Origin of the sequence: Stenotrophomonas sp. GD03777 (genome assembly GCF_029842485.1) — a bacterium.
Lineage (GTDB): Bacteria > Pseudomonadota > Gammaproteobacteria > Xanthomonadales > Xanthomonadaceae > Stenotrophomonas > Stenotrophomonas sepilia.
In genome coordinates, this window is record NZ_JAOCGL010000110.1 from 1 (window position 1) to 11,752 (window position 11,752).

Annotated in this window: 10 protein-coding genes and 1 tRNA gene; 4 read left to right on the forward strand and 7 right to left on the reverse strand. The window is 67.5% G+C overall.

All coding sequences use genetic code 11. The features are described 5' to 3' along the window. A partial coding sequence (locus N5E02_RS17665) for a methyl-accepting chemotaxis protein (RefSeq protein WP_279946558.1) occupies positions 1-2,079 on the reverse strand: 2,079 nt, incomplete at its 3' end. A gap of 183 nt (positions 2,080-2,262) precedes the next feature. Between N5E02_RS17665 and N5E02_RS17670 the strand changes: the two genes are divergently transcribed. Together N5E02_RS17670 and N5E02_RS17675 are read left to right on the forward strand one after the other, a co-directional pair. Then, complete coding sequence (locus tag N5E02_RS17670) at positions 2,263-2,718, forward strand: Rrf2 family transcriptional regulator (RefSeq protein ID WP_065177851.1); 456 nt, start codon at positions 2,263-2,265, stop codon at positions 2,716-2,718. Beyond that, the gene (locus tag N5E02_RS17675; RefSeq protein ID WP_065177852.1) at positions 2,708-3,613 is read left to right on the forward strand and encodes an NAD(P)/FAD-dependent oxidoreductase; all 906 of its coding nucleotides are present in this window, start codon (positions 2,708-2,710) and stop codon (positions 3,611-3,613) included. The genes N5E02_RS17670 and N5E02_RS17675 overlap by 11 nt, the downstream gene beginning before the upstream one ends. Before the next feature lie 109 nt (positions 3,614-3,722). Here N5E02_RS17675 and N5E02_RS17680 read toward each other — a convergent pair whose 3' ends face one another. The 4 genes from N5E02_RS17680 to N5E02_RS17695 all read right to left on the reverse strand — a co-directional run bounded on the left by N5E02_RS17680 (position 3,723) and on the right by N5E02_RS17695 (position 8,191). After that, complete coding sequence (locus tag N5E02_RS17680; RefSeq protein ID WP_279946559.1) at positions 3,723-4,943, reverse strand: RtcB family protein; 1,221 nt, start codon at positions 4,941-4,943, stop codon at positions 3,723-3,725. A 56-nt stretch (positions 4,944-4,999) separates the two neighbouring features. Then, entirely contained in the window at positions 5,000-6,124 is a 1,125-nt protein-coding gene (locus tag N5E02_RS17685; RefSeq protein ID WP_065177854.1) for a slipin family protein, read from the reverse strand. A gap of 357 nt (positions 6,125-6,481) precedes the next feature. Then, positions 6,482-6,552 (reverse strand) — tRNA-Gln (locus tag N5E02_RS17690). A 682-nt stretch (positions 6,553-7,234) separates the two neighbouring features. Beyond that, a complete protein-coding gene (locus N5E02_RS17695) occupies positions 7,235-8,191 on the reverse strand; it encodes an aldo/keto reductase (RefSeq protein WP_065185891.1) in 957 nt (318 codons plus the stop codon). Between the two features lie 169 nt (positions 8,192-8,360). On the opposite strand from N5E02_RS17695, the gene N5E02_RS17700 reads away from it, so the two are divergent. Both N5E02_RS17700 and N5E02_RS17705 read left to right on the forward strand, forming a co-directional pair. Then, the gene (locus tag N5E02_RS17700; RefSeq protein ID WP_139727978.1) at positions 8,361-9,218 is read left to right on the forward strand and encodes a class I SAM-dependent methyltransferase; all 858 of its coding nucleotides are present in this window, start codon (positions 8,361-8,363) and stop codon (positions 9,216-9,218) included. Between the two features lie 241 nt (positions 9,219-9,459). Beyond that, the gene (locus tag N5E02_RS17705; RefSeq protein WP_065177857.1) at positions 9,460-9,999 is read left to right on the forward strand and encodes a pseudouridine synthase; all 540 of its coding nucleotides are present in this window, start codon (positions 9,460-9,462) and stop codon (positions 9,997-9,999) included. Between the two features lie 94 nt (positions 10,000-10,093). Here the strand turns inward: N5E02_RS17705 and N5E02_RS17710 are convergent, their stop codons facing one another. Together N5E02_RS17710 and N5E02_RS17715 are read right to left on the reverse strand one after the other, a co-directional pair. Then, complete coding sequence (locus tag N5E02_RS17710; RefSeq protein ID WP_005420251.1) at positions 10,094-10,468, reverse strand: hypothetical protein; 375 nt, start codon at positions 10,466-10,468, stop codon at positions 10,094-10,096. A gap of 209 nt (positions 10,469-10,677) precedes the next feature. Next, positions 10,678-11,752 (reverse strand): ATP-dependent helicase C-terminal domain-containing protein (locus tag N5E02_RS17715; RefSeq protein ID WP_279946560.1); only part of this gene is annotated, 1,075 nt, incomplete at its 5' end.

An 11,752-nucleotide genomic window follows, 5' to 3' on the forward strand; every position in this document is an offset into this window, starting at 1 on the left:
CGACAGGTCGAACACATCCACCGCATCGATCAACCGGTTCGCCTGCTGTTCCAGGCTGCGCGCCGCGGCGCTGGCTTCTTCCACCAGCGCGGCGTTCTGCTGGGTGGTGCCGTCCATCTGGATCACCGTCTGGCTGACCTGTTCGATGCCTGCGCTCTGCTCCTGCGACGCCGCGGAGATCTCGGCCATGATGTCGGTCACGCGCTGCACCGAGGCGACGATCTCGGCCATGGTGTCACCGGCCTCGCGCACGCGCTGCGCACCCTCACCGACCTGTTCCACCGACGCCTCGATCAGCGATTTGATCTCCTTTGCCGCCGCCGCAGAGCGCTGCGCCAGGGTGCGCACTTCGCTGGCGACAACCGCGAATCCGCGGCCCTGCTCACCGGCGCGTGCCGCTTCCACCGCAGCGTTCAGCGCCAGGATGTTGGTCTGGAACGCGATGCCATCGATCACGCTGATGATCTCGGCGATCTGCCGCGACGACGTTTCGATCGCACCCATGGTCGCCACCACCTGCCCGACCACGCTGCCACCGTGTGAGGCGACACTCTGTGCACCGATCGCCAGTTGGTTGGCCTGGCGCGCGTGCTCGGCATTCTGGCGCACGGTGGAGGTCAGCTCTTCCATGGATGCCGCGGTCTCTTCCAGATTGGCGGCCTGCTGTTCGGTGCGGCGCGACAGGTCATTGTTGCCGGCGGCAATCTCTGCGGCAGCGGTATGGATGTTGCCGGAGGCATGCTTGATGTCGCTGACGATAGTTGCCAGCTGCGCGGCAGTGGTGTTGGCATCGCCGGCGATGCGCGCGAACACGCCCTGGAAATCGCCGTGCATGCGCGCGCCGAGGCGGCCGCCGGCGATGGCACGCAGCATGCTGGAGACCTCGCCCAGGTTCAGCTCGGTAGTCTGCATCAGGCGGTTGAGGCCCTCGACCATCGCATGGAAATCATGCTCGAAGCGCGCACTGTCGCCGCGCTGGCTGAAGTCACCGGCGGCCGCCGCTTCGGCCAGGCGGCGGATTTCGCCGTTGATCGCACCGAGGTTGTGCTTGACCGCATCCAGCGCTTCGGTGATCACTGCCTTCTCGCCGGGCAGGCGTTCCATGTCCTGGCTGAGGTCGCCGACGGCGTAGCGGCCCATGATCGAGATCGCGCGCATCTTCACCCGGATGTGTGCGTCGACCAGCGTGTTGCAGTCGGCCACCATGGTGCCGAACGCGCCGGGGAAGGCAGCGGCGTCCATGCGATGGCTGATCGTGCCGGCCTCGTGCGCCTGGGCCATCGCGGCCTGTGCATCCAGCACGCCGCGCAGCGTGGACTGCAACGCCTGCATCGCCTGGGCGAGGCGTCCGATCTCGTCGCGGCTGCGCACCTGCACCACGTGCTGCAGGTCGCCGGCAGCCACTGCGCGTGCAGCGGCTTCCACCGCCAGTACCGGCTGCACCACGGCGCGCCGCAGCCACCAGGCCAGGCCGATCAGCAACAGCACCGCGGCCAGCACCGTCAGTGACGCGCACAGCAGCAGGGTCTGCCGCGCCTGCTGCGCACGTGCCGCCAGCGCCGCTTCGGCCACCTGCGTGGCATGCGCGCTCAGTGCATCCAGAGCGGTCGCCACCGCGCGATCCTTGCCGCGCACCAGGTTGTCGCCGGCGGCCGGATCGTAGCCGGCCGCGGCAAATGCCTGCAGCGCCGCGTGATAGTCCTGCTGCAGCTGCGCGTGCAGGCCAACGAACGCCTGCGCCAGTTCACGCGTGCGCGCGTCCGGGCTGGTCACCAGGCCCTTGGCCAGCCGTTCGACCAGGCGGCCTTCGTTGTCGAAAGCGTCCAGGTGGCGCTGACGCAACGCGTCGTCGTGGCCGCGGAGCAGCACGTTCTTCCATTCCTGCACCTGGCCGCGGAACTCACGCTGCAGGCGTTCGGCGTCGCGGCTGTGCGTGACTTCGGGCGGAACCTCGGTGGACAACTTGAACCAGGCGGAGGCCAGGCCAGCCAGCGCGCACAGCAGGACCACGGCCAAGCCAACAGACACCGCGCCGAGCAGCTTGGACTGCAGGCGCGGAGCACGGACAGACGCATTCATGGGGAAGCACTCTCGGGAAGGGGCATTGCGGTATCGACCCGCCAAGCTCCCGCTGAAGTGCGACGGAAATCACATTAGCGTTTCGTTTAGTGATGTGAAGGAACTGTTTCATAGGACAAATGTGTCCGTATGGAACGAATGTGGACCCTGGACAGGGGATATAAATGTAACTATCGTAGTTACATGAAGACCGCGAACCCGCTCTCCGACGCCCTGCACGTGATGGCGCATCTGGTCGGCCAGGACGGCCCGCGCACCTCCGAGCAGCTGGCGTCCTGCCTGCCGACCCATCCGGTGGTGATCCGCCGCCTGCTGGCGCAGCTGCACAGGGCGGGCCTGGTTCGCAGCGCCCGTGGCCATGGCGGTGGCAGCCACCTGGCCCGTGATGCTGCAACGATCACCCTGCATGACATCTATCTGGCTGTGGGCGCACCACCGCTGGTGCAGGTCGGCGCCCGCGATTCCGGCGGCGGCTGCCCGATCCAGCAGCTGGTCAACAGCGCTTTGCTGGAGGGTGCACGCGAAGCACAGCGCTTGCTCGAACAGCGCCTGCGGGCGACCACACTGGACAAGCTCGGCGCCGACTTCGCCCGCCACCTCGCCCATCACCGCTCCCTGGAAGGTCACCATGAATCCTGATGTGCTCATCGTCGGCGGCAGTTATGCCGGCATTGCTGCGGGCCTGATCCTGGCCCGTGCCCGCCGCCCGGTCACCGTCATCGACGCCGGTTTGCCGCGCAATCGTTTCGCCAGCCATTCGCACGGGGTGCTGGGGCTGGATGGCATCAGCGGTGCCGAGCTGCTGAAGGCCGCGCGCCAGCAGCTGCTGGACTACCCCAGCGTGCGCTGGGTGCATGCCGAGGCCGTGCAGGCTACCGCCGGCGCAGAGGGTGTGGAAGTGCGAACCGCCGATGGGCAGGTGCTCGCCGCGCGCAAGCTGCTGCTGGCAAGCGGTATCGCCGACCAGCTGCCGGAGCTGCCCGGGCTGGCCGAGCGCTGGGGCAGCACCGTGCTGCACTGCCCCTATTGCCACGGTTACGAAGTGGGCGGTGGCGCCATCGGGCTGCTTGGTGGGCATCCGATGTCCGCCGGCAAGGCGCCGCTCTTTGCCGACTGGGGCAATGTCACCTTCTTCAGCCAGGGCCTGCCGATCACCGATGAGGAACGGGCTGCCATGCAGCAGCGTGGCGTGCGGATCGAGACGTCGCCGGTGCTGGGCGTGCAGGGCGACCAGCCGACCTGGCTGGAAGTGGAGCTGGCCGATGGCCGCCGCATCGCCCAGCGTGCGCTGTTCGTGCCGGCCACCCAGGCGATGGCCACGCCGCTGGTGCAGCAGCTCGGCTGCGTGCTGGCCGAGAGCCCGTTGGGCGTGCTGATCGAGGTCGATGCGATGAAGCAGACCTCGGTGCCGAACGTGTATGCCGCAGGCGATGCGACCACGGTCGGCAACATCACGTTGGCCGCTGCCGAGGGCGTGCGGGCAGGTATCGGCGTGCACCACGCGCTGGTGGCCGAGGACAGCAGCGCGCGCTGAACGTTGCACAGGTAGAGGCCGACCTTGGTCGGCGCCGTTCCATCCACGCATGGCGTGGATCTACTGCAATTGGGTGCGGTGGGTGCCGGCCTTGGCCGGCACCGCTCCATTACCCCTTCACGCACAACACCTGGCGCAGCGTGTGCACCACGTCGACCAGGTCCAACTGCGCGGCCATCACATCGTCGATCGACTTGTACGCGGCCGGTGACTCGTCCAGCACGCCGCTGTCCTTGCGGCATTCCACATGCGCGGTGGCCTCGCGATGCTGGGCCAGCGTGATCTGCTGGCGCGCGGCGCCACGGCTCATCACCCGGCCGGCACCGTGGCTGCAGCTGTTGAAGCTGTCCGCGTTGCCCTTGCCACGCACGATGTAACTGCGCGTGCCCATGCTGCCGGGAATGATGCCCAGCTCACCCTCGCGGGCACTGACGGCCCCCTTGCGCGTCACCAGCAGCTCCTGTCCGTGGTGCGTTTCCTTCTGCACGTAGTTGTGGTGGCAGTTCACTGCCATCGCCGCCAGCTGGAACTTCGGCAGCCGGTGGCGCATCTCGGCCAGCACGCGCGACATCATCGCCTCGCGGTTCTGCCGGGCGTAGTCCTGTGCCCACGACACGGCTTCGACGTAGTCATCGAACAGCGGCTCGCCTTCCATGAAGAACGCCAGGTCCTTGTCCGGCAGGTGGAAGCCCAGCACGCGCCGGGCCAGTTCCTCGCGCGCCTTCTCGATGAAGTAGGTACCGATCAGGTTGCCGGTACCGCGCGACCCGCTGTGCAGCATCACCCACACCGTATCCGTCTCGTCCAGGCACAGTTCGATGAAGTGGTTGCCGCCACCCAGCGTACCGAGCTGGCGGTCGAGCTTGTCGGTGCGGATCCTGCGGTGCCTGTCCTTGATCTTCTCCAGGCCGACGGCCAGCCCGGACTGCACCAGCCGGGTGTGGATGCTGTCGGGCATGCGCTGATGCTCGCCGCCGCGCCCGTTGCCGACCGGGATGCTGCGCTCGATGCTGTTGCGCAGCTGCCGCAGGTCATCGGGCAGGTCGTTGGCGCGCAGCGTGGTGCGCACGGCCGCCATGCCGCAGCCGATGTCGACGCCGACCGCCGCCGGGATGATTGCACCGCGGGTCGGGATCACCGAGCCGACGGTCGCGCCCTTGCCCAGGTGCACGTCCGGCATCACCGCCACCCACGGCCCGACGAACGGGATCGCGGCGATGTTGCGCAGCTGCTCATGCGCCTGCGCCTCCAGTGGCACGCCGTTGACCCAGCCTTTGATCGGCGTGCTGCCCTCGGCATGCAGCCATTGATAATTGTATTGAGTGTCCATGTCTTCGTGTATGTCCTTGATGGGCCGGCGGCGCGTCCCTGCGCCACCGCGAGCCCCTACCTGATCGTCACCAGCTGCTTCAGCACGCCGTCCAGGCCGCCGAACACGGTGAGCTTGTCGATCTTCTCGGTGACCTTCTCCAGCGCCTCCAGCTCCTTCAGGCGCATCAACACCGGGTTGTCCTCGATCAGCTTTGCGGTGTTGAGCTGCGAACGGGTGGCATTGGCCTCCTCGCGGCGGCGGATCACGCTGGCCTGGGCCTGCTTCTCGGCCAGCACCACGCCGTTGAGAATCTCCTTCATCTCGCCCGGCAGGATCACGTCCTTGATGCCCACGCCAAGCAGACGTACACCGTGGCCCTCGATCGCGGCCTGCACATGGGCGGCGATCTCACCGTCCAGTGCCGCCTTGTCACCCAGCAGCTCGTCCAGGCTGCGCGCGGCAATCGCCTGGCGCAGGCCGAACTGCAGCTGACGATAGATGAACTCATCAGCATTGCTGAGCGAGCGGTGTGCGCGCACCGGGTCGACCACCTGCACGGTCGCGGCCAGGTTCACCCGCAGGGTCACCTTGTCGCGGCTGAGCAGCTCCTGGCCGGACACGTCCAGCGACCGCGCACGCAGCTCCACACGCTCCACCGACACGTTGCCGTTGAAGTTCCAGAACGCGTGCAGGCCGGCGTCCAGCGTCTGCCGCAGCGTGCCATCGATGAACAGCAGGCCCACCGACTCGCTCGGCACGGTGCTGATCACCGCCACACGCGGCAGCACGCCCAGCTGGCCCAGCCGCTGCTGCACGTCCGCCGGGACGCGCGGCTCGTCACCCAGTGCCATCACGCGCACCTGGGTGTCGACAGAACCGCGCCAGTACAGGCGGCGGCTGCCCGGCGGAAGCACTTCATCGATGCGGCCATTGCGCAGCAACAGGCCAACTTCGCTGGCGCCGACGTTGGCCAGCACGAAGTGCGTGTCCAACCGCGCGCCCAGTGCCTCGATCAGGCTGTCCTGGTCGCTGCCGGTGTAGGCCGCGCCCTTCGATGCGGTGTGGATGTCCACCTGCGGGCGGCCGCCGAACGGCGACAGGCGGTGCACGCCCGGCAGCAGGATCTGCTGGAAACGACGGTTGCGATACACCAGGCCGCGCTCGCCGTCGCCGATCACGACCTTGATGGTCCAGAACATGGGAGTCTCTCCTTGTATGGCTCTGGTGGTTCGACCCGTTGCGGATGAATCGCCATGACCCGGGTCGATCGGGTCGTGGCGGGGCCGCCTGCACACCACGTGCAGGCAGCGGAAGAGGGCGGCCATCGGCGGACGGTCCGCGCGCGGAGCCTTCGGTGCACCGGCAGTGCTGCCATCGTCGTTCCCGGCAGGCAGCACCGGGGCGGAACGTGGCTGGCAGTGACAGCGGGCCGAGGCCCGGCGTGCGGTCCGTTGCCTTCCACGCCCCCGCCCGAAGGCAGTGACCGTGGACGGCGACGATGGCCGCTGGGGCTTGCGCCCCAGGTGTTGCTTCAAGTCATGACGTGACAGGTCATGTGGTTGGAGTGGGAGTCGAACCCACGACAGACGGAATCAGGATCCGTTGCTCTACCCGACTGAGCTATCCAGTGGTGAACCGCGCGGAATCGAACCGCGTACCGGCGAACCGGCGCCTGCCTCCAGCAGGCGATCCAGGCGATGGCATGTCCGCGACCTCCGGCATACGCCACGGCAACGCCGCGCGCACCAGCCCGTGGTTGAAACGGGACCGTTGGTAGTCGAGGGTGCAGGCCACCGACATTATCGGCGAGCGATAATGTTTGGGTGCGATGCAGATAATGTCCAGGCGTTGCCGTGCACGCGGAGAAAATCCTCCGGCGCGGCAGAAAAACCTGGATCAGTGAGCGGCGGGTCGCCGCGCGGGGTGCAGTTCTGGCATCGCGGGTCCTTGTGCCGACGCAAACGAAAACGCCCCCGGGACTTGCGTTCCGAGGGCGTCGTCAGGCCTCGGAGATCGGGGTGGCCGATCTCCGCAGGGCGGGCATCAGGCCGTTGTCAGCTGGTCTTCCTTGCCGAACGCGCGCGCCGGCCGGTCCATGCGCAGGCATGGCAGCAGTTTGGCGATGGCGACGGAATGCGCGTTCAAGGGAAGTTTCCCGTGGGTGTTGAAACGAGGTGCGCACGATAAACCACGATTTAGTCGCGCGCAACCATTTTGTTCAATTATTTCCTTCTTTACCGCGCGATGCCGGCCAGCGACCGGCACTACCTGACTGTGTCATGCCGGCCAGCGGCCGGCACAACCGGGTCTCATGATTCGGCGCTGGCGGCATCCAGCTGCGCGACATCCTGCACGCTCAGCGATACGTTGGCTGCGGCCAGCAGGTCGTGCAGCTGTTCGACGCTGGTGGCGCTGACGATCGGCGCGGTGATCGACGGCCGCGCGATCTGCCAGGCCAGTGCGATCTGCGCAGCGCTGGCGCTGTGCTTGCTGGCTACGTCATCCAGCGCCTGCAGGATGCGCAGGCCGCGCGGGTTCAGATAGCGCTTCACCACCGTCTCGCCACGCGCCGGGCTCTTGGCGGCATCGGCCGGCGTGCGGTACTTGCCGCTGAGGAAGCCACTGGCCAGCGCGTAGTAGCCGATCACACCGATCTGCTCGCGCTGCACCAGCGGTTCCAGTTCCTTTTCGTAGCCGGCGCGGTCATACAGGTTGTACTCCGGTTGCAGGGTTTCGTAACGCGGCAACTTGTAGTCGGTGGACACCTTCAGCGCATCGGCCAGGCGCGTGGCGCTGTAGTTGGAAGCACCGATCGCACGCACCTTGCCGGCCTCGATCAGGCGGCCGAATGCGGCCAGCGTGGCTTCCAGCGGCGTCGACTCGTCATCCTCGTGGGCCTGGTACAGATCGATCACGTCGGTCTGCAGCCGGCGCAGCGAATCCTCGACCGCCGCATTGATGTTGTCCGGGGTCAGGCCGGGGCGTTCGGCCCACTTGGCCACCTTGGTTGCCAGCACCACCTTGTCGCGCTTGCCGCTGCGGGCAAACCACTTGCCGATCAGCGTCTCCGATTCGCCGCCGACATTGCCCGGCACCCAGGCCGAGTAAACGTCGGCGGTGTCGACCAGGTTGAAGCCGGCATCGACGAAGGCATCGAGCAGGGCGAAGCTGGCCTTCTCATCGGCGCTCCAGCCGAACACGTTGCCACCGAAGGCGAGCGGACGTACATGCAGGCCGGAACGGCCCAGTTCGCGGGTTGCCGTCATGGGCACGGACTCCTTGGGGGAAGTGTTCCAGAATAGAACGCGATGTGTGACCGTGCTGCGGCGACGACCACAAAACAGTGTTCCGCGACGCGCTCGCCGCTAACGTTTTGTGAACACCTGGGACGCTGCGACTGCTAGTCTCGCCGCATCTTCCGCTGGAGTCGTCCCGATGATGCCTGCTTCGTCCCTGCGTGGTTGCCGCCTGCTGCTTGCTTCGGCCCTGCTTGCCGCTGTTCCCGCGTTCGCTGCACCGGCCACGGTGGTACCGGCGAAGATCGAGGTCTTGCCGGCCATCGACGCGGCGGTAAAGGCGCCCACCCGCGATGCCAACAACGTCAAGCGCGATGGCTTCCGCCATCCGGCGCAGACGCTGTCGTTCTTCAAGGTGGCACCGGGAAAGACCGTCATCGAGATCACCCCCGGCAACGGCTGGTACTCGGAGATCCTGGCGCCGCTGCTGCATGACAAGGGCCACTATGTGGCTGCCGTGGTCGATCCGATGGCGGTGCCCGAGGGTCGCGGCCGCGACTACCAGCAGCGCAGCCGCGACAGCCTGGAAAAGAAGTACGCCGGTGCACCCGCGCAGTTCGGCAGGACCGCCGTCGTCGCCTACGATCCGGCCAAGCCGGTGTTCGGCCCGGCCAATTCAGCCGACGTGGTGCTGACCTTCCGCAACGTGCACAACTGGCGCAAGGCCGGCCAGGCGCAGGGCATGTTCCAGGGCTTCTTCAACGTGCTCAAGCCGGGTGGCGTGCTGGGTGTGGTCGAGCATCGCGCCAAGGCCGACGTGGCCGACGACGATGACACCGGCTATGTCGGCCAGCAGCAGGTGATCGCAATGGCCGAGGCCGCCGGCTTCAGGCTGGACGCGCGCAGCGAGGTCAACGCCAACCCGCGCGACACCAAGGACCACCCCAATGGCGTGTGGACGCTGCCGCCGACCAACCAGCACGACAAGGCCGATGATGCGAAGTACCAGGCGATCGGTGAAAGCGACCGCATGACCCTGCGCTTCATCAAGCCGTAAGCCGGCACGCCGTATTGCCAGCGCGGATTGCCCTGTAGAGCCGAGCCGATGCTCGGCTCATCGCGCGCGGCGCGACGGAGCACAACAGCAGCCGAGCGTGGGCAATGCCGGCCGTCCTGACCGGCACCCTTCGGACCGTCGCATGCGACGTTGGCAGCGGCTCCTGCCGCTGCCTCCGGTTCTACAGTCGCCTGGCGCGAGGCGTGGGACAATGCCTTACCCGCCGCCCGCCGTGCCTGCAATGCTGATCGCCTTCAACAAGCCCTTCAACGTGCTCTGCCAGTTCACCGACCGCAGCGTGCCGCCGCGGCCGACCCTGGCCGGGTTCGGCCTGCCGCCGCGCGTGTATGCCGCCGGCCGCCTGGACCATGACAGCGAGGGCCTGCTGCTGCTGACCGACAACGGCACGCTGGCGCACAAGCTCACCGACCCCAGGCACAAGGCCGACAAGACCTACTGGGTGCAGGTGGAAGGCACGCCCGGTGACGAGCAGCTGCAACAGCTGCGCGATGGCGTTGTGCTCAACGATGGGCCGACCCTGCCGGCGAAGATCGAGCGCCTCGACCCGGCGCCGACGCTGTGGACGCGCGATCCGCCGGTCCGTTTCCGCAAGACCGTGCCGGACAGCTGGCTGGCGATCACGGTCCGCGAGGGCCGCAACCGCCAGGTGCGGCGGATGACTGCAGCGGTGAACCTGCCGACGTTGCGACTGGTGCGGGTGTCGATGGGACCGTACCGGCTGGAGGACCTGCAGCCCGGGCAGTGGCGGCAGATTGGTTGACACAGAAAGGGCCGGAGGCCTTGCGGCGTTCGGCCCTCATGCAGTGCCTTGCGGTCAGAGCCCTTCCCGCGGAAGGGGTCCGACCCTGGCAAATTCACGCGTCGCTGCCGATATCGCTGTGCTCGTCCACGACGGTGTCGTTGCGGCGGTCACGCGCGCTGATGCGCTGCGCCTGCCCATTCACCACGTGGCCATTGGCGGCCTTCTTCTTCTGCTGCTTGCGGTACAGCGCATAGCCGAGCAGGCCAACACCCACCGCAGCAGCGGCCACGGCCACGGCCGGATTGCGGCGCACGAACTTGGTCGCGGCCTTGCCGCCGGTCTTCACTGCGCCGATGGCGGCGCCGGTCTTGATCCAGTCCGCATTGCGCAGGCTGCCACCGGCGCTCTTCAGGCCATCGCCGGCGGTATGGGCCAGCTCCAGGGCGCGCTCCAGGGCGCGGTCGGTGATTACGGTCAGCTTGCTCATGCGGGGGTCCTTTGCCTCGGGTCGAAGTCCAGTGTCGCGCGTTGCCCGTAAACGGTATGTCAGCCGGTGACGCACGTGGTGTGACTCTACCGCAGCCATTCAGGATCAGGCAGGGTGGGGCGGATCCCTTTCTTTTGGGAAAGGGCTCTGACCCCGGCGCGGTGTATGGGGTCAGAGCCCATTGCGATGCAATGGATCCGACCCCGCCCTCAGGTTCCGCGCGGCTTTGCCCGGTGCGTGGCCGTGGCTGTCCACGGATCATCCGGCCATGGATGGCGCGGGTAACGGCCCTTCATTTCCTTTTTCACTTCGGCGTAGGTGTTTTCCCAGAAGTTGCGCAGGTCCTGGGTGACCTGAAGCGGGCGGCCGCCGGGGGAGAGCAGGTGCAGGGTCAGCGGCACGCGGCCATCGGCGATGCGCGGCGTGTCGGCCAGGCCGAACAGTTCCTGCAGTTTCACCGCCAGCACCGGCGGCAGCGGATCACCACTCTCGCTGTCCAACGCGTAGGTGATCGGCCGCTCCAGCCCGGACGGCACGGTGATGCGGGTCGGCGCATTACGCTCGACCAGCTGCCGTTGTGACCATTCCAGCGGCGACTTCAGTGCCTCGCCGAAACTGGCCTCATCCAGCGCGTCCAGGCGGCTCTTGCCGGCGAACGCGGGTTGCAGCCACTGCGTGAGGTTGGCCAGCAGGGCCGCGTCGCTGCAGTCGGGCAGGTCCAGCTCCGGCATCCAGCGCCGCAGTGACTCGACGCGCGCCTGCCACTGGCGCAGGCCCTCGGTCCACGGCAGCGCCTGCAGACCGAGTTCGGCTACCGCGCCGGTCAGTGCCTGCGCGGCGTGCTGCGGATCGACCCGGCCGGCCGAGCGGCTGTCCAGCACGATGCGGTCGAAACGCGTCTCGCGCAGTGCCACCAGGGCGCGTCGCTCGCTGTCCCAGCGCACTACGTCTTCGGTGACGAAGCGATCCGGCCACGCCTTGCGCAGCCGATCCTCGTCCACCGGTGCGGCACGCAGCAGCAGTGCATCGCGCGCCTCGAAGCGCAGTTCGCTGGCCACCAGCCACGGCTCACCGCGCAGGTCGCTCAGCTCGTGCAGGCGCGCGCTGCGGCCATTGGCCAGCAGGTAGCGCAGAGGATCGCTGGGATGCTGGAAGCCAATTCGATCGGGAAAGGCATGAGCGAGCAGGTCGCCCAGCTCATGGGCCTCGATGCTGGCCGGCGGCGTGGCTTCGCAGCGCAGGCGGCGACGCCACTGCTTGGCGGCGGCATCGATCGCGGCCAGC